General features: G+C 27.3%; 19 protein-coding genes. 10 read left to right on the plus strand and 9 right to left on the minus strand.

Annotation, left to right across the window (positions count from 1 at the left end):
• Positions 1-3: 3 nt before the first annotated feature.
• The 9 genes from HMPREF0391_RS07420 to HMPREF0391_RS07460 all read left to right on the plus strand — a co-directional run bounded on the left by HMPREF0391_RS07420 (position 4) and on the right by HMPREF0391_RS07460 (position 12,800).
• Positions 4-1,692: a glycine--tRNA ligase subunit beta gene (locus HMPREF0391_RS07420; RefSeq protein ID WP_002836386.1), complete on the plus strand. Its 1,689-nt coding sequence runs from the start codon at positions 4-6 to the stop codon at positions 1,690-1,692.
• A gap of 10 nt (positions 1,693-1,702) precedes the next feature.
• Positions 1,703-2,494 (plus strand): pyruvate, water dikinase regulatory protein, encoded by a 792-nt coding sequence (locus HMPREF0391_RS07425; RefSeq protein ID WP_002836389.1) that lies wholly within the window; start codon positions 1,703-1,705, stop codon positions 2,492-2,494.
• Between the two features lie 89 nt (positions 2,495-2,583).
• Positions 2,584-4,023, plus strand: a complete 1,440-nt coding sequence (locus HMPREF0391_RS07430) for a PASTA domain-containing protein (RefSeq protein WP_002836390.1) — start codon at positions 2,584-2,586, stop codon at positions 4,021-4,023.
• Position 4,024: 1 nt separating this feature from the next.
• Positions 4,025-4,699, plus strand: a complete 675-nt coding sequence (locus tag HMPREF0391_RS07435) for a protein phosphatase 2C domain-containing protein (protein WP_035109500.1) — start codon at positions 4,025-4,027, stop codon at positions 4,697-4,699.
• Between the two features lie 56 nt (positions 4,700-4,755).
• Positions 4,756-6,141, plus strand: a complete 1,386-nt coding sequence (miaB, locus tag HMPREF0391_RS07440) for a tRNA (N6-isopentenyl adenosine(37)-C2)-methylthiotransferase MiaB (RefSeq protein ID WP_002836392.1) — start codon at positions 4,756-4,758, stop codon at positions 6,139-6,141.
• Between the two features lies 1 nt (position 6,142).
• Positions 6,143-8,722 (plus strand): DNA mismatch repair protein MutS, encoded by a 2,580-nt coding sequence (gene mutS, locus HMPREF0391_RS07445; RefSeq protein ID WP_002836393.1) that lies wholly within the window; start codon positions 6,143-6,145, stop codon positions 8,720-8,722.
• Positions 8,715-10,598 carry a DNA mismatch repair endonuclease MutL gene (mutL, locus tag HMPREF0391_RS07450; protein WP_002836395.1) on the plus strand — a complete coding sequence of 628 codons (1,884 nt, stop codon included), beginning with the start codon at positions 8,715-8,717 and terminating at the stop codon, positions 10,596-10,598. The genes mutS and mutL overlap by 8 nt, the downstream gene beginning before the upstream one ends.
• Positions 10,595-11,539 (plus strand): tRNA (adenosine(37)-N6)-dimethylallyltransferase MiaA, encoded by a 945-nt coding sequence (gene miaA / locus HMPREF0391_RS07455; protein WP_002836397.1) that lies wholly within the window; start codon positions 10,595-10,597, stop codon positions 11,537-11,539. The genes mutL and miaA overlap by 4 nt, the downstream gene beginning before the upstream one ends.
• A complete protein-coding gene (locus HMPREF0391_RS07460; RefSeq protein WP_002836398.1) occupies positions 11,526-12,800 on the plus strand; it encodes an aminotransferase class I/II-fold pyridoxal phosphate-dependent enzyme in 1,275 nt (424 codons plus the stop codon). Before miaA ends, HMPREF0391_RS07460 begins: the two co-directional genes overlap by 14 nt.
• Before the next feature lie 50 nt (positions 12,801-12,850).
• On the opposite strand, the gene lexA is transcribed toward HMPREF0391_RS07460, so the two are convergent.
• Positions 12,851-13,477 (minus strand): transcriptional repressor LexA, encoded by a 627-nt coding sequence (gene lexA / locus HMPREF0391_RS07465; RefSeq protein ID WP_002836400.1) that lies wholly within the window; start codon positions 13,475-13,477, stop codon positions 12,851-12,853.
• 174 nt (positions 13,478-13,651) lie between these two features.
• On the opposite strand from lexA, the gene HMPREF0391_RS07470 reads away from it, so the two are divergent.
• A complete protein-coding gene (locus HMPREF0391_RS07470) occupies positions 13,652-13,963 on the plus strand; it encodes a LysM peptidoglycan-binding domain-containing protein (protein WP_002836402.1) in 312 nt (103 codons plus the stop codon).
• 75 nt (positions 13,964-14,038) lie between these two features.
• On the opposite strand, the gene HMPREF0391_RS07475 is transcribed toward HMPREF0391_RS07470, so the two are convergent.
• From HMPREF0391_RS07475 to HMPREF0391_RS07510, 8 genes are all read right to left on the minus strand, one after another.
• Entirely contained in the window at positions 14,039-15,019 is a 981-nt protein-coding gene (locus HMPREF0391_RS07475) for a tyrosine recombinase XerC (protein WP_002836403.1), read from the minus strand.
• Positions 15,020-15,121: 102 nt separating this feature from the next.
• Positions 15,122-16,297 carry a pyridoxal phosphate-dependent aminotransferase gene (locus tag HMPREF0391_RS07480; RefSeq protein WP_002836404.1) on the minus strand — a complete coding sequence of 392 codons (1,176 nt, stop codon included), beginning with the start codon at positions 16,295-16,297 and terminating at the stop codon, positions 15,122-15,124.
• Positions 16,284-17,105 (minus strand): PHP domain-containing protein, encoded by an 822-nt coding sequence (locus tag HMPREF0391_RS07485; RefSeq protein ID WP_002836406.1) that lies wholly within the window; start codon positions 17,103-17,105, stop codon positions 16,284-16,286. The genes HMPREF0391_RS07480 and HMPREF0391_RS07485 overlap by 14 nt, the downstream gene beginning before the upstream one ends.
• A 68-nt stretch (positions 17,106-17,173) precedes the next feature.
• Entirely contained in the window at positions 17,174-18,715 is a 1,542-nt protein-coding gene (rny, locus tag HMPREF0391_RS07490) for a ribonuclease Y (protein WP_002836407.1), read from the minus strand.
• A gap of 118 nt (positions 18,716-18,833) precedes the next feature.
• Positions 18,834-19,496 carry a hypothetical protein gene (locus HMPREF0391_RS07495; protein WP_002836408.1) on the minus strand — a complete coding sequence of 221 codons (663 nt, stop codon included), beginning with the start codon at positions 19,494-19,496 and terminating at the stop codon, positions 18,834-18,836.
• Positions 19,483-19,722 carry a hypothetical protein gene (locus tag HMPREF0391_RS07500; RefSeq protein ID WP_002836410.1) on the minus strand — a complete coding sequence of 80 codons (240 nt, stop codon included), beginning with the start codon at positions 19,720-19,722 and terminating at the stop codon, positions 19,483-19,485. Before HMPREF0391_RS07500 ends, HMPREF0391_RS07495 begins: the two co-directional genes overlap by 14 nt.
• Positions 19,722-21,305, minus strand: coding sequence for an AAA family ATPase (locus HMPREF0391_RS07505; protein WP_002836411.1), 1,584 nt, complete (start codon positions 21,303-21,305; stop codon positions 19,722-19,724). Before HMPREF0391_RS07505 ends, HMPREF0391_RS07500 begins: the two co-directional genes overlap by 1 nt.
• The gene (locus HMPREF0391_RS07510) at positions 21,305-22,258 is read right to left on the minus strand and encodes a metallophosphoesterase family protein (RefSeq protein ID WP_002836413.1); all 954 of its coding nucleotides are present in this window, start codon (positions 22,256-22,258) and stop codon (positions 21,305-21,307) included. The genes HMPREF0391_RS07505 and HMPREF0391_RS07510 overlap by 1 nt, the downstream gene beginning before the upstream one ends.
• Between the last annotated feature and the right edge of the window lie 10 nt (positions 22,259-22,268).

The raw sequence follows: 22,268 nt of genomic DNA on the forward strand, positions 1-22,268 counted from the left end.
ATAATGTATAACTTATTAATAGATATAGTGACTAATAATATTCCTGAGAATTTTATAGGATTTATAAATAGATCGCTTGACGAAAAAATAAGAAAAGAATTAAAAAAACTGCAATTAGTATATTCAAATATAGATTTGGATACAATAAAAGATCATTTTTTTATTTACATTACTAATTTAGAAAATCCAGGATATACACTAGAAGATTATGAAAATGTAATAAATAAAGCTATTGATTCAATAAATTTCAAGTATAATTATGATTCAGAAAGTTTATCATTTAGAGAGTCTATCTTGTACATTAAAATTTTTAATGAAAAAGAAAATAAAACAATAGAATTCAAAGGCTTAAAAGAAGATAAAGATGACAGCTTAGTTAATTCTTCTACTTTCAACAATTTTTCTTCGGAGTTACGAAAAAATCAAATAATATTAAAAAAAGGAGAAAGATTACAATCATTTGAGAAAAGCGCTAATAAACTTGCTAGAGCAAATGGTTGTTCAATTATTAATAACAAAAGCATACTTAACGAATACGCAAATAAATTTGATTATCCTGTAAGCGTTGAAGGATCATTTGACGAAAAATTTTTATGTATCGATAAATCAATACTTTATACAGTTTTGATGGAGAACTTTAAGGTATTACCAATGGAATTTGATAACGGTAATAGTTCAAACTTTTTTGTTTATGCTAAAAACAAGAGTTCTGAAGATTCACATGTCTTGATTAAAGAAATTAATGACAAATTAGAAGAAATAGATAATTTGATAAACCAAAAATCAGATAGAAAACTTGAAGACTTTGTTGAGGATTTGAAAACAGTTAATTATATCAATAATTATGGTAACTTTTATGACAAAACTCAAAGACTAATAAAGATATCAATTGAATTATGTAAAATGCTTTCAGTTAGTCAGGAAACTATTGATTCTGTTAGAAGGATAGCATTTTTATGTAAAGCGGATAAAGCTACTGAAATCGTGCAAAAATGTTCTTATTTACACGGACTAATTGGAAGATTGTATGCTAAGTCTGATGGAGAAGATAAGATTGTTTATGAAGGAGTATATGAACACATTAAACCGAGATTCATATCCGAAAACATTCCAAATTCAACTGCTGCTAGAATTGTTGCAATTTCTGATAAAATGGAATATGTTATGTCTTACATAATATCTAGTAGTGATGATAACTTTAAATATAATTATAAATTACGAAAAACAATAACGTCTGTTATTTCAATAATACTTAAATCAGAATTAGATTTTAATTTAAGTGATTTTATTACTAAAATTTTATATGTATTTCTCCAAGACAAGGGAATAGTAGATTATGAATATTTTGAAAAAAGTATAAAAGAAATTATTCTTGATGTTTACAGAGATGAATGTATAAAATTAGGTTATGATTTTGATGAAGTTGATGTGATAAATTATGATACTTTGAATATATTTAAATCAAATCGTTTATTGACTAATCTTCATGAGTTAAATACAAAAAATAACGGTAAGTTAATGGCTCAAATTCTAAAGATGTTGGAAGTAAACTCTAATGAGTGCAAGTATACACCGATGGAATTAGATAACAATAATTTATGCAATTTATTAGAGAAATTAGAAAACTGTTCTGTTGAAGATTTACCTTTTTATAAATTAATTTTTAAAGGTGTATTTAAGAAAATAAATTAAGGAGAATGTTATGAATAAAACCATGGTAGTTATTTCTGATTCTACAGGTGAAACAGCAAATCAAGTTTTAGATGCTGTTAAAGTTCATTTTGATATTAAGAATGTTAGAATAAAAAAATTCTCAAAAATTATTAGAAGAGAACAGATTGATAAAATATTAAACGATATTAATGGAGAAATTCTAATATTTTCAACAATCGTAGATCGTGATTTGCTGAATTATTTGATTGAGAAAACAGAAATGAATGAATCGATTTATTTAGTAGATGTTTTATCATATCCTATTTTAGTTTCAAGTAAGTTTTTTAAGCAACAACCTAAATTTGATGTAGGATTGAATAGAAAAGTTGACCAAGAATATCTTGAAAAGATGGAAGCTTTAGAATTTGCCGTAAAATACGATGACTGTAAGGATAAGTTTGGTATTCTAAAAGCTGATATTATATTAATAGGGGTTTCAAGAACTTCAAAAACTCCATTGAGTTTGAACTTAGCATTCAAAAATTATAAAGTATGTAATATTCCAATTTTACCAGAAGTAAAAGTCCCTTCTGAATTATTTCAAGTAGACAATAAAAAGATTATTGGTTTGATTATTGACTCTGATAAACTTAATAATATCAGGGAAAATCGAATGGCTAAAATTGGTTTGCAATTAGGCTACTCAGATGATTCAAGAATAGAAAAAGAGCTTGATTATGCAAAAGAAATTATGAACAAGATAGGCTGTAAAATAATTAATGTTACGGATAAAACAATTGACGAAACTTCTAATGAAATAATTTCATATATTGATAAATAACAGTAAAATTTAAGTTCTCATTTTTTGAGAGCTTTTTTGTTTTAGCTATTAAATTATGATAAAATATTAGGAGAATACTGGAGGCAAATGTGGAAAATAATAGATACGAAATTCAAAGAAAAATAAATGAAGACAAATTTTCTACGACATTTAAAGCATACGATAAAAAATTAAATAGATATCTTAGTTTCAAGGAATATAACGACAATAAATATTTTGATACATTAACAAATAGTTTAAAATCTTTATCAAACTTACATCATCCTAATATTCTGGAAATGTATGATTTAATGATTAGTTCGGATGATAAGTGTTTTTTAACTTATGAGTTTTTTGACGGAATATCATTGGATAATTTGTTCAAAAGAAAGGATGTTTCAGAATCTTTTTTATTTGATATTTTGAGAAAAATTTTACTTTCATTAATTTATTCAGAAAATAATGGGATATTTTTTGGGAATTTACGAATTTATAATATGTTAGTAGATGAAAATAATAATTTTAAGATTGATATTTTCAAAAACTTTGATGGTGAAAACTTTGGTAATAGTGAAGCTCAGTTGAATTATAATATTAACCTATTATTAGAAATTTTAGAAAATTCTAATATAGATATTGAAAATAGTAATTTAAATAGTTTTTATCAAAATTTAAGAAATAACTCATATGATGATACACAAGGTATTATGAAAGATTTAAATAAAATCGATAATTATAAAATGACAGGTTCAAATAATGAATCTATAGATAATACAATTAAATTAGATTTAAAAAATGAGCATGAGAAAAATATGTCGTATAAAATAGATGAAAATTTATTTGAAGAAGAAATTAAGAACAAAAAGAAATCACATAATTATCTTAAGTCTTTTTTAGTGTATTTTACATCTGTATTATTAGCTTTTTTTGCTGCTGCAGTAATTATTTTTTGTTATAATTTGAGGCCAAAAGCACCTGATTATGTTGGGAAAAACTTAAGGCTTGCTGTTGACCAGGCTACAGCAAATGACATTGAATTAGTTGTGGACAAATCAGTAAGCGTGGACAAGTCAGATTTTAATAAATATGTGGTTATTGGTCAGAGTCCAAAAGTTGGCGATAAGCTTTTATTTAATAAAAAAATTAAGGTAGAACTTGGATTAGAAAAAGAAGACACAATGATTAACTTAATTGGTTTAAATTTGAAAAAAGCTAAAAAAGAGCTATCTAATCTAGGTGTAAATGTTAAGAAAGTTAGATACAAAAAAAGTTCAGTATATGATGAAGGTGTAGTAATTGACCAAAGCATTGAAGCTGGTAGAAATATTAAAAATGGTGATTTCATTACTATAACTGTAAGTTCTGGTAAAGCAAGAAAAACAGAAACGGTTGAAGATGAATATACTCCACCTGAAGAAAATGTAAGACCTAATGAAGATGAAACTGAAAATTCTAGTGTAGATAATAATGATTCAAATTCAAATTCAGATAATAATCAAGAATCAGATAATGAAAATACTAGAAAAAACGATAATAACAGTGGGGAATAATATGGAGTATTTTTCGATTTCATATAAGGGTGATATCAGAGAAAAAAATGAAGACTACTATAAAAATGAAACTTTCAAAGATTCCCAAATTTTTTTAATAGCAGATGGTATGGGAGGATGCAAATACGGAGAAAAAGCTTCTGAAATTGCTGTTGAAGAGTTTTTGATTTGTTTTAAAAATCATTACGATGAAAAACTTAGTATGAAAGATTTGATTTATGGATCAATTCATCATGCAGGTTATAAAATTTTGGATTTCTCAAAATCAAATAATTGCTTAAATAATATAGGAACTACATTCTTAGCCACTATTATTAAAGAAAATACAATGTATTTATTCAATATTGGTGATAGCAGAGCTTATTTACAAAATGAATATGGGTTTTATCAAATATCAAAAGACCATATTGTAAAAAATAATGAAAATCTCAAAAATGCTATAACAAGAGGACTTGGTTTTTTGAGTATGGATAAACCTGATTATATTATTAAGGAATTAAACGCTGATGATCAGATACTTATGGCTACAGATGGTTTTTACAAATTCATTGATAATAGTAGTATTGAATATATTTTGAAATCAAACTTGAACGTAAAAGAAAAATGCAATACATTATTAGAAAATGTAACTAATAAATCTGATGATAATATAACAATTACATTAATTAAAATATAAAAATTATTTATAAGCTATCGAATATCGATGGCTTATATTTTATAAAGGAGATTTAAATGGAAGAAAACAATAATAAATTGGCTTCAAATTCGTATGTTAATTTATTTGTAAATAGACACGGACATGCTCCAACTTATTCGATAATTACACATGGTTGTCAAATGAACGAACATGATTCCGAAAAAATCAAAACATTACTAGAAAATATGGGGTTTGAACAATCGGATGAAAAATTAGATGCAGATTTTATAATTTTTAATACTTGTTTGGTAAGAGAAAATGCAGAAATGAAAGTTTATGGACAATTGGGAGCATTAAAAAACTTAAAAAGAGAAAATCCAGATATGCTTATTGCAGTTTGTGGATGTATGATGCAAACTGGCCCAGCGAGAGATATAATTAGAGAAAAATATCCACAAGTAGATATAGTATTTGGAGTAAATAACATAAATTCATTACCATATCTTATAGATAGACACCTAAGCAGTGGAAAATTAGTTGTAGATATTGAAAGAAAAGATGATATTGACGAAGATATTGCTATCAAAAGGGACAATGAATATGTTGGATATGTAAATATAATGACAGGATGCAATAATTTTTGCACTTATTGCATAGTTCCTTATGCAAGAGGAAGAGAACAAAGTAGATCTGTTGAAAGTATTTTATCTGAAGTGAAAAGAATGGTAGATCAAGGCTACAAAGATATAACTTTACTTGGACAAAATGTAAATTCTTACGGAAAAACTCTTGAAAAACCTGTTACGTTTACGGAATTATTAACTAAGGTTAACGACGTTGAAGGACTTGAAAGATTAAGATTTTTGACAAGTCATCCTAAAGATATTTCGGATGAACTAATCGAGGCGATGGGTAAATTAGATAAAGTTTGCGAAAACATTCATCTACCATTTCAAGCAGGATCAAATTCGGTTCTAGAAAGAATGCATAGGAGATATACTAAGGAATCTTACTTAGAAAAGGTAGAAAAATTAAAGAAAAGCGTAAAAGGAATTACTTTTTCAACTGATATTATAGTAGGATTTCCAGGAGAAACCGAAGAGGATTTTCAAGACACTTTAGATGTGGTTAGAAAAGTTGGATACGAACAAGCTTTTACATTTAAATATAACAGAAGACCTGGAACAAAAGCTGATTTATTCGAAGATCAAGTTGATGAAGATGTAAAACAAGATAGACTAGAAAGACTTTTAGATGTTGCTTATCCGATTTTTTACGAGAAAAACAAATCTTATCTTGGAACTATACAAGAAGTATTAATTGAAGGAGAAAGCAAGAATAATCCTGAAGTAATGACAGGAAGAACTAGGACATTTAAATTAGTAAATGTTAAATGTGATAAATCTTATATAGGGAAATTAGTAAATACGAAAATTGTAGATTTTAATTCTTTTGCATTAACAGGGGAAATGGTGGATTAATATGAGTTATACTCCTATGATCAAACAATACAAAGAAATAAAAGAACAAAACAAAGATTGTATATTATTTTTTAGATTAGGAGATTTCTATGAAATGTTCTTTGAAGATGCATTACTAGCATCCAAGGAACTTGAAATTGTTTTGACACAAAGAGACTGTGGAGAAAACCAAAAATGTCCAATGTGTGGTATTCCTTACCATGTTAGTGATGTTTATATTAATAAATTGGTATCAAAAGGATACAAAGTTGCTATATGTGAGCAACTAGAAGATCCCAAATTAGTAAAAGGTTTAGTGAAGAGAGGAATTATTAAAATCTATACTCCTGCTACAGTAATTGAAAATGAGAATTCTGACACTGGAAATTTTAATTACTTGATGAGTATTTCAAAAAAATCAAATGAAGTAGCTATTTCGTATATAGACATCTCAACGGGTGATGTTTCATATACTAATTCTACATCTGATGATATTTATAAAATAATTGAAAATGAGATTTCAAAAATTACTCCGAAGGAAGTTATATTTAATGATCATGAGTTTTCAGCCAAATCATTAGAAACAATAGCAACGAAGTTTTCTATTGTATTGACAACTATTAATAATAGCACTAATGCTTTAGATTTCATTAATAGCAAGATAGAATACGATAATAGCAACAGTGAAACAACTAATATTTGTGTTGCGAATTTATTAAAATATGTGTTCAGATATCAAGGGGATTTAGTTCATATCAATAGCTCTAGTAAATATTATATTAATGAATTTATGGAGATTGATTCTAATAGCGTTATTAATCTAGAAATTCAAAAAAACTTATACACAAATTCTAAAAATGGTAGTTTGTTCGGAGTATTGAATCATACAAAAACATCTATGGGATCTAGACTATTGCATAGTTATCTAGAAAGACCATTGATGGATAAAGAAGAAATTCTAACTAGACAAAGTAGGGTTGAAGAAATTTTTGAAGATTATGAGTTATTAGTTAATTTAGAAGATAGTCTTGATGGTATATACGATTTGGATAGACTTATAGCTAAATTATCATATAAAAGTGCCAATGCCAAGGATTTAATTGCTTTAAAAGTTTCTATTGAAAAGATTCCATATTTAAAAACTCTCTTAAATTGCAACAAGAAAAACATACAATTAATAGGAGAAAAATTAGATGATTTAGGAGACATATACGATTTGATAGACAAATCAATAGTTGATGATCCTCCAGTAACTTTGACAGAAGGAAACTTAATAAAATCTAATTTTTCTAATGAATTAGATCAATTGAGGTATAACAGAGTTAACGGAAAAAATGAATTAGTAGAATATGAAATGTCTGAAAAAGATAGGTTGGGAATAAAAAACTTAAAAATTGTTTTCAATAAAAAACTTGGTTACTTCATTGATGTAACCAAATCTAACTTAAATAAAGTTGGAGATGATTACGAAAAAAGACAAACATTAACAAATTCTTCGAGATTTAAAACTAAACAATTAGAAGCAATAGAATCAAAAATTTTAGATTCTGAGGATGAGATATTTGAACTTGAATATAAAATATTTGAGGATATTAGAAAAATAATTCTAAAAAATTTATCTAGAATAAAAAAATCAGCTGATTTGATTGCAATCATTGATGTATCAAATTCACTTGCTAAATGTGCTTACTTGAATAATTATATTAAGCCTGATATCAATACTTATGGATTAATTGATGTACTAGAATCAAGACATCCTATAGTGGAGTTGAGTGTGGGCCAATCTGAGTTCATAACTAATGATATTCTAATAGGATCTGGGAAAAATGATATACAGTTAATTACTGGCCCTAATATGAGTGGTAAATCTACGTACCTAAGACAAGTTGCTTTAATTTGTATATTGAATCAAATAGGTTCATTCGTACCTGCTACTAAGGCTAATATATCGATTGTGGACAAGATTTTTACAAGAATTGGTTCAAGCGATAACTTGTTTAAAGGTGAATCTACTTTCATGGTGGAAATGAAAGAAATGAGCAACATTATTAAATATGCAACATCAAATAGTTTATTAGTTTTAGATGAAATTGGCCGTGGCACATCAACATTTGATGGATTAAGTCTTGCTTGGGCTATCGTTGAATATATTTCAAAGAATATAAAAGCAAAAACTTTGTTTGCAACTCACTATCATGAACTTACAGAATTAGAAAAGAAGTTGGATAATCTTATAAATATGAAAGTCGATATAAAAGAAACTAATGACTCTATTATATTTTTAAGAAAAATTACTAGAGGTTCAACTGATAAAAGCTATGGTATTGAAGTAGCTGAATTAGCTGGAATGCCAAAGTCTCTTATAAAACGAGCAAAATCAATTTTAAAAGAAATTGATAAGGAAGACACTAAAATTGATTTACCAATTGCAGATTTTGCAGTTCCAAACGATGAGAACGATGAAAATAATATTAGTGAATTGGAAAACTTCAAGGATGAAATTCAAAATATTAACATAAATGAGATTACTCCTCTTCAGTCCCTACAACTGTTGAATGAGCTTGTCATTAAAGCTTCGAAATTAGGTGATAAAGATGATTAAGTTATTGTCAGAAGATACAATTCAAAAAATCGCAGCAGGTGAAGTTATTGAAAGACCTGTTTCAGTTATAAAAGAGCTAGTTGAAAACTCTATAGATGCTGGAAGTGATACCATCGTTGTAGAAATTAAAAATGGTGGAAAAGATTTTATATCTGTTAGCGATAATGGTTCTGGAATTGAAAAAAACGAAATAGAATTAGCGTTTAAAAGACACTCAACTAGTAAGCTTGAAAAATTTGATGATTTGTATGATATAAGAACATTAGGTTTTAGAGGAGAAGCTCTAGCTAGTATTCTTGCTGTGAGTAAACTTTCTGTTAGTACGAGAACAAAATCAGAAAAAATTGGGAAGAAAGTTGAGTTTAGAAATTCAAAGGTTATAAGTGAATCTGATGTTGCAATGAATGTCGGAACTAAAATAGTAATCAAAGATCTGTTTTACAATGTACCTGTAAGAAAAAAGTTTATGAAGACAGACCAGACAGAAGCAAATCTAATAACAACCACAATGTACAAATTTGCTATTTGCAACACAGATGTTTCTATTAAATACATTAAAGATAATAAGACTTTGTTTGAAACAAAAAAGAATTCTTCCATAAGGGAGAATATTATTAACTTATTTGGCACTTCAATGTCCAATAATCTACTAGATATTGATATAAATTCACGAGATTACAAAATCCATGGCTATATTTCAAATAATAATTTGTATAGAGCTAATAGACAGATGCAATATATATTTCTAAATGGTAGATTTGTTAAATCTGAAGACATTAGAAATACAGTAGAATCTAATTATAAATCTGTAATACCTAATGGGAGATTTCCGTTATTTTGGCTGTTTTTTGAAATAAATCCTAAGCTTGTAGATGTTAATGTTCATCCCAATAAACAAAAAGTTAAAATTTCTATTATTGATGAAATATTGGAAGAACTTAATAAAAAAGTTAGATTTTTATTAGAAAATAATGCAAGCATTGCAAATATTAGTCAATCAATTCCTGATGAAGATAAATACAAAGATTTAAGAAGGAATTATTTTGAATCTGATTCTAACTTAACTAACTATAAATACGATAAGGTATCAGAGCCAACTTTTTCTTATAACCTTTTTAATGATAATTCAAAATTAAGTAATTTTAGAAATATAAAATACAATGATAAGTCAGAAGATATTATCAGAAATCCAAAAACTACCGAAGATTTTTTTGGTGGTAACAAGATAGTAAATCAAAATAATTTATTTAATAAAGATAGTGAACAGATTAAAGTCGAATCTTCTTTAAAAAAATATGACAAATTTGATATACTAACAGTTTTATTCAAAACTTATGTTTTAGCTAAGGATGAGTTTGACAGTAAAATATATTTATTTGATCAACACGCATGTCATGAGAGAATTAATTATGAAAAACTAACAAAACAAATGCAAGATAAAGAAGTAGTATCACAAAATTTAGCTTTTCCAGTTAATATATCTTTAACTGATGATTTAATGGAAATATATGTGAATAACAAGAATATATTTGAAGAATTGGGATATGAAAGTGATGTTTTTTCTGATGATTCCGTAGTTATTCGTGCTGTTCCTTATTTATTTGGAAATTCAAATGCTGAGTTTTTATTTACTGATATTTTGGATACAATTGCTAAGAATTCAAATGATCCTTTTGACGTAATAGAGTCTAAAGTAATAAAGAGATCTTGTAAAATGAGCGTAAAAGCCGGTGATACATTAAGTAACTTTGAAATAATTAAACTTTTAGAAGATTTATTTAAGTGCGAATATCCATTAACTTGTCCTCATGGAAGACCCACTTTTATTGAAATGAATGAAAAAGATTTAGAAAAAATGTTTATGAGGATAAAATGAGAAAAAAATGTATTGTAATCGTCGGACCTACTGGAGTAGGGAAGACAAGGTTAAGTATTTTTTTAGCAAAAAGATTAAACAGCGAGATTATTTCAGCAGATTCTATGCAAATTTATAAGTATATGGATATTGGTACTGCAAAAGTTGAACCAAAATATCAGAAAGAAATAAAACATCATTTGATAGATATAGTTGAACCGAATGAGAATTTTAATGTAGAACAATTTCAAAGTCTTTGCATAGATAAAATTGAAGAAATTTCATCTAAAAATAAAATTCCAATAATTGTTGGAGGAACAGGATTATATATCAATTCTATAACACATAAATTGGAATTTAACACTGTTAAGTCTGATGAAAAATTAAGACATGAATTGGAAAATATTGCAGAATCACAAGGCAATCAAAAACTCCATAAAATGCTGGAGGATTTAGACCCTGAGTCGGCAAGTAAAATTCACAAGAACAATGTGAGACGTGTTATTAGAGCAATTGAAGTATACAAGCTTACTGGTCATAAATTTAGTGAAATAAACGACAAATTCGATCATTATAACGATGATTATGATTTTTATATAATTGGACTAAATGATGATAGAGAGATCCTTTATGAAAGGATAAATCAAAGAGTAGATGAGATGATCGATGAAGGCTTTATGGCTGAATGTAAATATATTTATGAATTGACAGATGAAAATTCTCAATCAATTCAAGCTATAGGTTACAGAGAAGCTTTCATGTATTTGAATAATGAAATCTCTTTTAAAGATATGGTTAATTTAATGAAAAAAAATAGCAGAAAATATGCCAAGAGACAATTAACTTGGTTCAGACAAGATGAAAGAATTCATTGGATGAATTTGGAAAATTTTAATAAATTTGAAGATATTGAACAAATTTGTTTGGAAAATTTGAAAGAATGGTTATATGATAAAAGATAAAATAAAAGAATGGTATGATGTAGATGATTTTAGCTATGATACAGTCATAGAAAGTAATAATCAACTATCAGATAAATTTAAAGAATTGGAAAATTTGGAGTTTGTTAATCAACTTAAGGTTTTGAAAGCTTTCCAAGATAATAAGTTACAAGCTACTGATTTTGCATCAACAACTGGATATGGATATGGAGATGTTGGAAGAGATAAATGTGAAGCGATTTTTAGGGATATTTTTAAGGCAGAAGACTGCCTTGTTAGACCTTCAATTGCTTCTGGAACTCACGCATTGAGCTTGTTAATGAAAGGCGTATTATTGCCTGGAGATAAGTTATTATATATTACGGGTTTGCCTTACGATACATTACAAGAAGTGATAGGCATTGAAGGCAATTCTCCTTGTAATTTAAGGGAGTATGGGATTGACTTTGACTATGTTGATTTGGTAGATAATAATATAGATTTAGAAGCTGTAGAATCTAAAGTAGACTCTTCGGTAAAAATGATTGCTATTCAAAGGTCAACAGGATATAGCTTAAGAAATGCTATAAATATTGAACAAATTGAAAAAGCAGCTAAATTTATCAAAGAAAAATTTCCTGAAATTATCATCATGGTTGACAACTGTTACGGAGAGTTCACTGAATACAAAGAGCCTATTGAAGTTGGATGTGATGTTATTGCTGGATCTTTGATAAAAAATCCAGGTGGAGGAATAGCTCTTTCTGGTGGATACATTGCTGGTAAAAAGTCTATTATTGATAGGGTAGCGAATACTTTAACAGCACCAGGAATAGGGAAGGAAGTAGGTATAACTTTTGGTACTACAAGAAATACATTACAAGGATTATTTTTAGCTCCTAAAATTACGATAGAAGCTATGAAATCGGCATTATTATTTTCTCACGTATTTAAAAAATTAGGATTTAAAACAATTCCTGATGTAGAAGATAAAAGAAGTGATATAATTTGTGCGATTATTCTAAAAAACGAAGAAAGAGTTGTAGAATTTTGTAGATCAATTCAAGAGTCATCTGTCGTAGATTCACACGTAGTTCCTTATCCTTGGGATATGCCAGGATATGATGATAAAGTTATAATGGCATCAGGAAGCTTTATAGATGGTTCTAGCATAGAGATTTCAGCTGATGGTCCATTAAGAGAACCTTATGTCGCTTATTTTCAAGGATCACTGAGTTATAATCAAGCATTACTTGCTTGTATGAAAGTTGTTAAGAATTTAAAAAATAAAAATTTAATTTAAAATGACAAAAGCCCTCTAATTATTGTGATAATTAGAGGGCATAGTTTTATTTAATAAATTGTTCTGTATAAACCAATAACTTTTCCTAAAATTTCTACATCTTTTACAATAATAGGATACATAGTTGAATTTGAAGGTCTTAATTCAATATGATCTGAATGTCTGTAAAATCTTTTAACTGTTGCTGATTCGTCCATTAATGCAACGACAATATCACCATTGTTTGCAGTATTTTGTTTGCGAACAATTATTTTATCGCCGTTTAATATTCCATCTTCAATCATAGATTCTCCTTGGACTTTCAAAATAAATACTACACCTTGTGATGTATATTCAATAGGAAGAGGAAATGTATCTTCGACATTTTCTATGGCCAAAATTGGCATTCCAGCTTGAACTTTTCCAACAATAGGAACATCTATAGTCTCTTTTTTTATTTCGTTTTCTTGTTCTTCATAAACACTATCTATAATTTCTAAGGCTCTATTTTTTAAAGGATCTCTTCTTAAATAACCCTTCATTTCTAATTTCAAAATATTATTATGAACAGTTGATGTAGAATTGATATTCAAACTATCACCAATTTCACGAATAGCAGGGGGATATCCTTTGTAATCTATATATCTTTTTATAAATTTTAATATTTCTATTTGCTTAGAGGTTAAATCATCGTACATTAATATACTCCTTTTCTATTCTTTTCTTGATTATATCATATTTCTTCAAGAAATGAAACATTTGTTTTCTTTTTTAATAGAACATAAAAATTTTTGTTGACATATAAGAACGTATGTTGTAGAATAAAACCATAGAACATATGTACAGAAAATAGTTTCTGAACGGGAGGAAATATGAAAAAATATAAAATTACAAATAAGTTCAAATTTTTTAGATTTATATCGATTTGTTTTGTAGCATTGTGTTTGATGACTCTAGTATTAACGTCTAATCTTAGTTACGGTAATTACGAGAATCAAGAATATAGCACTGAGTATTATATCGTAGAACCATCAGATTCATTATGGAAAATTTCTACAAAATTCAAACCAGATAATATGAGTACAAGACAATTCATATCAATAATAAAACAATATAATCGATTTATAGAAGGTAGCTCAATTAAAGTAGGCGAACATTTGAACATACCTTTAATAAATAAATAAGATACTGTTATACTCCTAATACTATCTAATAACAGTAATGAAGATCAAGCACATGTCTTGATCTTTTTGTTTTTCTTAGCTATTGTTTTTTAAATCGTTGTTTAAGGTATTAAGTGGATTTTTATTTACTGCACTTCTTAAACTGTTATTATCTACATGGGTGTATATTTGTGTGGTTGACACTGATTCATGTCCTAAAATTTCTTGCAGTACTTTTATATCGACATTACCATACTGATACATTAAAGTGGCTGCTGTGTGACGTAATTTATGAACACTGTATATACTTGTGTCAAATCCACCAGCTTTTAAATAATGTTCAATTCTGTACTGTATAGCACGATTACTCATTCTATTTCTTTTTTTACTAATAAATAGAGCGTCATTATCTATTTCTGGTCTTATTTTAAGATAATTGTCTAAAGCATCTAAACACATATCATTTAGATAAACAGTTCTTTCTTTGTTTCCTTTACCGATAACTCTCAATGTATTTGTTTTTATATGATCAATATTTATGCTGCTAAGCTCAGATAGTCTCATTCCACAGTTTAAAAATAATACTGTAATACAATAATCACGAGCTTTTATTTCTTCATCTTTTTCACGTAATATAACTTTAAGTAAATTTAATGATTCATCAAGCGTGAGATATACTGGTTGTCTAATATTTTTTTTCGGCGAATCTAAAAGTTCTGCAGGGTTTATTATATCTAATTTTCTTATATTGATAAGATACTTATAAAAAGTTCTTATACTAGAAGTTTTACGGCTACGTGTAGATGAACCATTGGATCTGTTATGGTCTAAAAATCCCATAAAAGAGTGCAAATCAATAACATCGATATTTTTGAAAAAATTCAAATCTACATCAGAAGAATCAATCTTAACAATATCATCAAATGATTTTAATTTTATATTTTGCTTACGCGCTATAATGTATTTAATCATTAAATTGATATCGTAAGCATATTCTTTAACTGTGTTTGACGAACGTCCTTTAATAGTTTCTAAGTAGTCTAAAAAGTCCATAAGTATCATAGGATAGCTATTCATAGTACCTCCAAAATCTACAACCTCAATGTCACAAAATTATTATTTTGTGACATTATAATTTTATCAAAATCATCCTCTATTGTCAAAAAAATATAGCAAATTTTATTTGCTATATTTTTTATGATCTGATATGAAATTGTTTAAGTTTTCTAATCCTTGTTTAATATCTTCAATACTTGTTGCATAGCTCATTCTAATATATTTATCATCTCCAAAAACAATACCTGGTACGAATGCAATATTATATTTTGAAAGCAATTCATTACATAATTCTAAAGAATTATTAATTGTGCTATTATAAAATTGATCCATTTTAATAAATACATAGAATGCTCCTGTTGGATAAATATATTCTAAGTTAAATTCATCTAATTTTGATACTATATAGTCTCTTCTGGACTTAAATTCCACAATCATTTGCTCTACTTCATTAGATTCGTCTTTTAACGCTGTTAAACCGGCTATTTGGCTCAATGTATTCGCGTTTGATGTAATATGTCCTTGAAGTCTTTTTATGAGCTTAGAGACCTCCTTAGAGCTACAAGAATATCCCAACCTAAATCCAGTCATTGCATAAGCCTTTGAAAAACCATTTATTGTTATTGTTATCTCATTAATTTTATCGGATAATGATCCTATACTTATAAATTCTTTATCATATGATAATCTTTCGTAAATTTCATCAGATATAATATAAATATTATTATCAACTGCCCAGTTACCAATACTAAGTAACTCTTCTTTTGAATAAATAACTCCTGTAGGATTAGAAGGATTATTTAATATAAGACACTTAGTGTTTGAGTTTTTATATTGGTTTAATATATCGACATCGACTTTAAAGTGTTCATTATATGGTAAAATGACAGGCTTACAATCTGTTAATTTACACATTTCAGGATAACTTAACCAATATGGTGATGGTATAAGAACTTCATCATTAGGATTAGTTAATGCAAATAAGCTATTAACTATTGCTTGTTTAGCTCCAGTAGATACGACTATAGAATCTTTATCGCATTTTATATGGTTAAATTTGTTAAGTTTTAAACTTATTTCTTCTCGTAAATCAGGTATTCCGCTAGTATCGGTATATCTAACAATTCCGTTATCCAAGTACTCTATAGTTTTATCAATTATATATCTAGGAGTCTTAAAGTCCGGTTCTCCAACTGTAAAGTTATAGACTTTTATTCCTTCTTTTTTTAATTTATTAATTTTAGCACTCAACTCAAGTGTTAAAGATGGATTTATACTGTTAATTTTATTTGATAACATAATTGCTCCTTAATTCGTGTAGTTTTTTTATAGATTTAAGTGATGAATAATTTAATGCAAAATTTCCCATTAAATAGTTACCATCAAACTGCTTACCATGACAGTCGCTTCCTGCTGTATATAGTAGCCTGTTTTTTATCGCTATATTTAAATATTTTTTTATATCAGTAAATGAGTGCTTTGAATTAATTACTTCAATTCCATCAATACCCATATCTATTATTTCATTTACGATATTATCATCATTCAATGTTATAGGATGTGCTAAAACACATACTCCATTAGCTGATTTTATAGAATCAATAATGTTTTGTAGTGATGTGAAGTTTTTTGCGACATAACATTTACCTTTTGGAGACAAATATTCGTTAAAAGCTTCGTTTTTATTTTTGCATATATTAATATCAACTAAGTATTGAGCTAAATTACTTCTAGAAAAAACTTTATCCTTACTATAATTTAGGACTTTTTCTTTGTCAATTTTGATTCCGAATTTAGCAAAATTCTTCTCAAAAATATCAAGTCTATTTGCTCTATCATTTATAGCCAATTCAGAAATTTTTCGTAAGTTTTCATTGTAACTATCTACATAATACCCAAGAATATGTACTTCTTTGTTTTTATAAGTTATACCAAATTCTACAGCTTTTATGATGTTAGTATTACAAAGTTCTGGATCAGGAGACATTAAAATATCATGATCAGTAATTGCAATTTCATCTATATGATTTTTATTTGCAGTTTTTTGAATTTCTTCAATACTTAATCTTCCATCACTTTCTGTAGAATGTACGTGCATATCAATCATTTTTAAATCCTTTTAAAGTTTTTCATATTAGAAGAAGGTCAACATGTGTTGACCTTCTAAGTTAATTCTTATTTTGCGTAATCTGATACCCTATTTTCTCTAATGACATTTACTTTAATTTGTCCAGGATATTCTAATTCACTTTCAATTTTATGAGCTACATCTTTTGCTAATATAACCATAGAGCTTTCGTCAATAACTTCTGGTTTAACCATAATTCTGATTTCTCTACCAGCTTGTATAGCATAAGAACTTTCAATACCATCAAATGAATTAGCTATTTGTTCTAGATTTTCTAATCTTTGGATATAGTTTTCCATAGATTCACGTCTAGCTCCAGGTCTTGCTGCTGATATTGCATCAGCAGATTGAACTAATATAGATTCAATACATGTTGGTTCAACATCGCCATGATGAGCCTCAATACAATTGATAACATCTTTTGGTTCTTTGAATCTTTTGGCAGCGTTAACACCTAGTTCAACGTGTGGTCCTTCGATTTCGTGGTCAATTGCTTTTCCTAAATCGTGAAGTAATCCACCTCTTTTAGCTAATTTCACGTTTACTCCTAGTTCACTTGCAAGCATTCCAGCGATATTAGATACCTCAATAGAATGTTTAAGAACATTTTGTCCATAACTTGTTCTGTAATGTAGTTTACCTAGAATTTTAATCAATTCTGGATGTAAACCATGTACATTAGTTTCATCACAAGCTTCTTCGCCTTTTTCTCTTATAGTATTATCTACTTCTTTTTTGGCTTTTTCAACCATTTCTTCAATTCTAGTAGGATGAATTCTTCCATCAACTATAAGTTTTTCCAAAGCGATTCTTGCAATTTCACGTCTTACGGGATCAAAAGCTGATAATACAACCGCTTCTGGAGTATCATCAATTATTAAATCTACACCTGTTAAAGTTTCAAATGCTCTAATGTTTCTTCCTTCACGACCAATGATTCTACCTTTCATATCGTCATTTGGTAAATTAACAACAGACACAGTAGATTCCGCTACTTGATCTGCGGCATATCTTTGAATTGATGTACTAATGATTTCTCTTGCAAATTTTTCAGATTCTTCCTTAGTTTTGGATTCGATTTCTTTAATAATAGCAGCTTGCTCGCGTATTGTTTCAGATTTAACTCTATCAAGAACAATATTCTTAGCTTCATCGCTTGTTAATCCTGCAACTTTTTCCAATTCTAATTCTTTTTCATCTATTATGGATTGAATTTTTTGTTGCATATCATCAGCTTTCTTTAATTCTGAATCTAGCTTTTTATGCTTCTTTTCTAATGATGCATTTTTTCGTTCTAAATTTTCTTCTTTAGAATTAAGTCTATCTTCTTGACGACTGATTTCTTTCAATCGAGATTTGTTTTCTCGATCCAAATCACTTTTCATCTTAAAGATTTCATCTTTTGCTTCTACTAATAGTTCTTTCTTCTTAGTTTCAGCATCTTTGTTTGCATCTTCAATTATTTTAACAGCATAATCTTCAGCACTTCTGATTTTTTTCTCGGCCATGCTTTTTCTCAAAAAGAAACCTATTACAATACCTAAAATTGCAGCAATTATAGCAATTATTAAAGATGTCGCGGTGCTCATAAATACACCCCCTTTATTCAATTTTCAATATTCATTAAATAAATCTTTTGGATAAATTTACTCTTTTAGTGTAGTACAAATACCGTTGATTGTCAATATTTAGATATATAATAGAAAATTATATAACATCTATTTCAGATGTATTATTTCTATTTGTAATTCTATAGTTAATCTCTCCAATAGCTGATAAGTGAGCGTTATGGGAAATCATTATAATTTGTTTATTGTATTCCTCACTGATCTCATTGATAAAATTTGCTACATTGTGTATATAGTCTTCACTAACATGCTTACAAGGTTCATCAAGTACAATAATATTGGCAAGATTATTTTCATATAGCATGATAAAAGAAATTCTTAGTGCCAAAGAAACTATATCTACTACTCCACCACCTCTAGCATCGACAATATCGTAGGTAAAAGTTTTAATCTCACCATCAATATCTAAGCTTTCTTCTATAAAAAACTTGGCAGAAGGATTGTTGTTTTTGATTTTTATTTCGATTTTAAAATTCATTTCTTTTTCAAAGATATAACTTAAACATCTACTTACAAGGTTTTCTATTTGAATTTTGGCTTGTTCTCTTGAATATTCTGAAGTCTTATCATAAAGCATTTTTATGATTTCAAGTTTTTCTATTTGCTTTTCAAGAGCATCAATGCTTTTTTTTGTAGCTAATATTTCTTCTTCTATTGATTTTTTTACCGCTAATTCACTTTGATACTTAATTTCCATAGAAGTGATTTTGGATTGAATTTGAGTTAAATCAATTTTTTGCATCAGGAAGAAGCTCCTCAGCTTTTTGTAAATCTTGTTCGATTTGATTTTGTAGTCTAGTAATTTCTGATTCAAGATTTTCAGGATCTATATTTAATTCTTTTAACTGATTAAGTATATCTTCTTTTTGCTTTTCTAAACTTTCTAAGGCGATTTCAGCTCTATTCTTTTCTTCTTTAGCTTTATCAAGTCTTTCTTTTATGTTGTTAAAACGTTCATTAGTATTCATTATTTCCTTAACTCCTTTACTATTCGAGTAACATGATTTTCATCTATTTCACTTAGACAAAATGGACATATTTTTTCTTTGTAAAGATTTTCTTTGTATTTATTTATCAAGTCATCTATTAAAAAATTACATTCAGCTAATTCTTTAGTATTCTGTTGATAATTCTCTTGTTTTTCATCTAAGGTGTTTTTTATTATTTTTAGTTTGGTTAACAATTCGAAAGCTTTGTTAATATTTAATAATATAATTTGTAAATTATTGATAGAATTCAATTTATCTAATTTATCATTTTGGTCTAAAATGATTTTATTAATTTTTAGATATGAAATGTTAAGTTTATATAGTTGTATATATTTTTCTTTGTTTTTATCAATTCTATTTGTTAATTCAGATACTTTAGATGTATTAATACTTGTTAATACCTGACTATTATCCATTATTTCTTGGTTAATTCTATAGTAATTTTCACTTAAATTAGATAACTGATTTAAAATTTGGATATCATTTTGAGTATTTAATAAGATATTATAAGATTTAGGCACTTGTTTAAATTTCTCTAATATAGTTTTATAGTTGTTATAACTACTTTTTACGTAAGTAAATCTATCATATAATGGTTTCAAAAACTTCAATAAAGTAAGATTTTTATCGATGTTATCAATAATTTCTGATATCAAATCCGTATATCTTAAATTATTCAATTTTACATTACTAGATTCTATACCTTTTATTATTTCCTGAGAATACTCATATAATTGATAAAGTTTTGTAAAGGAAGACATATTATCTTCTGTATTCTGCAAAGTTTCTGAACAAATATCTAGTCCTTTGTAGTTATCTAAGTATTTATAACCATTTTTAATCCTGACATTTAATTCAGAAAGTTTAGTGGATAATGTTTTCAATATATTTAATTTTTCAGAATTTTTGGTTAAATTATTGTATAGAACTCTTAGGTTGTCAATTTTTATTTTTTCTTCATTTAAATAATCATATTTATTTAGAGATTCTTCTTTTTCCTTGATAAAACTTTTTTTAAAGTTTAATTCTCCTTTTGTGCTTTTTATTTCTCTTGAGATATTTCTGGATGCATTGTCTAGTATGTCAATATTTACTAATTTTCCGATTGCATTTGCCTTTGTAGAATCTGTTTCTGACAGCAAAAATGAATTTTCTAATTGAGAAGCGATTAAAATATTGTATTTTTCGTTCAGGAGATTAACTTTTTTAAAAAGAAAATCATCCTGAATTTCTGATGGTATTTCTCTGCCGAAATTTTCATATTTCTTTATCTCTTCATTATTAGGATTATTTTTAATATAGTAATAATTAGTATTACCTTTTCTACCTCTTAAAATAAAATTGCCGTTGTTAAATACAATTTTGACTTCAACATTATTATATCCATTTCTGATTAATAAATCAGTTGTGTAATCATTGAATAAGACCCATGATAGAGCTCTAATTAAGGCAGTTTTTCCACTATCAGAAGCACCTGTAATTAAGTTTACTTTTTCTGAAAGCTCAAAATGACCTTGTTCGTATGACTGAAAATTAGTTAAATATATATCGGTAATATACATTATTCTATTCTCCTTATGGCTTCATCAATAATTTTTTCATCTATTTTCATTTCTCTTCCTATGGATTTTAAGTTGTTATTGATGTCTATAATCGGATTGCTTGATAACTTTGAAAGTCTTTCTTTTATATCCAGTAGGCTTTTGTTTTTAATCAAATACGGGTTTATTTTATCGTCAGAAAAAATTTCACTACTATTTTTAGCACTTTTTAGAAAAATTTCTTCAATTTTGATATCATCTTTTGTAAGTTCGATTATCAAGATCTTAGGTATTCTTTTTCTTTCTGATTCAGTATTAGTCATTCTAGCAATACTTCCTGGATTTGCGAAATACTTTTCATTGACCTTTACAGTCTTAAATCCAGTATGATAGTGTCCACTTAACACAATATCACAATCAGTATCCATAATTTGATCGATTAAAGTATACTCAATTTGTTCAATAAATTTCTTATACAATAAAAAGCTGTGTATCATTAGTATATGATAGTCTATATTATCCAATCTTTTCGGATAATAATGAGATTTATCTGATGAATCAATATCATGAGTATATGGTTGGCCAGATATTTGAACCCTTAAACCATCCTTTTCCATGATAATAGGCTTATCTTCTTCAATTAGTTCTAATACATCTAATGAATTGTATAGTCCCATCATAGCTCTATCTATAGAGTTTGGATTATAACCATATATGTCATGATTCCCACTTATTATGTGAATTTTCTTCGGAAAAGTTTGAAATAATTTACCAAATTTAGATGCTGTTTTTATTCCAACATCTGCTTTATCAAATAAATCTCCACCGTGAAGTATCATGTCAACATTTTTTTTTATTGATATTTCCCTTATTTCTTCAATTTTTTTATAAATAGAATCTTCATAATCATCTATTCTAGATCTAGGATTCCTAGATTTTATATGTGTATCTGTAAAAAATAATATCTTCATCATAGAAATAATG

The sequence above is a fragment of the Finegoldia magna ATCC 53516 genome, from assembly GCF_000159695.1.
GTDB classification, from domain to species: Bacteria; Bacillota; Clostridia; order Tissierellales; family Peptoniphilaceae; genus Finegoldia; species Finegoldia magna_F.

Excerpts from the sequence above, each read along its gene's own strand:
- miaB (WP_002836392.1), top strand. The coding sequence starts at position 4,756 with ATGGAAGAAAACAATAATAAATTGGCTTCAAATTCGTATGTTAATTTA.
- HMPREF0391_RS07510 (WP_002836413.1), bottom strand. The coding sequence starts at position 22,258 with ATGATGAAGATATTATTTTTTACAGATACACATATAAAATCTAGGAAT.
- mutS (WP_002836393.1), top strand. The coding sequence starts at position 6,143 with ATGAGTTATACTCCTATGATCAAACAATACAAAGAAATAAAAGAACAA.
- HMPREF0391_RS07470 (WP_002836402.1), top strand. The coding sequence starts at position 13,652 with ATGAAAAAATATAAAATTACAAATAAGTTCAAATTTTTTAGATTTATA.
- mutL (WP_002836395.1), top strand. The coding sequence starts at position 8,715 with ATGATTAAGTTATTGTCAGAAGATACAATTCAAAAAATCGCAGCAGGT.
- miaA (WP_002836397.1), top strand. The coding sequence starts at position 10,595 with ATGAGAAAAAAATGTATTGTAATCGTCGGACCTACTGGAGTAGGGAAG.
- HMPREF0391_RS07460 (WP_002836398.1), top strand. The coding sequence starts at position 11,526 with ATGATAAAAGATAAAATAAAAGAATGGTATGATGTAGATGATTTTAGC.
- HMPREF0391_RS07480 (WP_002836404.1), bottom strand. The coding sequence starts at position 16,297 with ATGTTATCAAATAAAATTAACAGTATAAATCCATCTTTAACACTTGAG.
- HMPREF0391_RS07475 (WP_002836403.1), bottom strand. The coding sequence starts at position 15,019 with ATGAATAGCTATCCTATGATACTTATGGACTTTTTAGACTACTTAGAA.
- HMPREF0391_RS07435 (WP_035109500.1), top strand. The coding sequence starts at position 4,025 with ATGGAGTATTTTTCGATTTCATATAAGGGTGATATCAGAGAAAAAAAT.
- HMPREF0391_RS07505 (WP_002836411.1), bottom strand. The coding sequence starts at position 21,305 with ATGTATATTACCGATATATATTTAACTAATTTTCAGTCATACGAACAA.
- HMPREF0391_RS07420 (WP_002836386.1), top strand. The coding sequence starts at position 4 with ATGTATAACTTATTAATAGATATAGTGACTAATAATATTCCTGAGAAT.
- rny (WP_002836407.1), bottom strand. The coding sequence starts at position 18,715 with ATGAGCACCGCGACATCTTTAATAATTGCTATAATTGCTGCAATTTTA.
- HMPREF0391_RS07485 (WP_002836406.1), bottom strand. The coding sequence starts at position 17,105 with ATGATTGATATGCACGTACATTCTACAGAAAGTGATGGAAGATTAAGT.
- lexA (WP_002836400.1), bottom strand. The coding sequence starts at position 13,477 with ATGTACGATGATTTAACCTCTAAGCAAATAGAAATATTAAAATTTATA.
- HMPREF0391_RS07500 (WP_002836410.1), bottom strand. The coding sequence starts at position 19,722 with ATGAATACTAATGAACGTTTTAACAACATAAAAGAAAGACTTGATAAA.
- HMPREF0391_RS07495 (WP_002836408.1), bottom strand. The coding sequence starts at position 19,496 with ATGCAAAAAATTGATTTAACTCAAATTCAATCCAAAATCACTTCTATG.
- HMPREF0391_RS07425 (WP_002836389.1), top strand. The coding sequence starts at position 1,703 with ATGAATAAAACCATGGTAGTTATTTCTGATTCTACAGGTGAAACAGCA.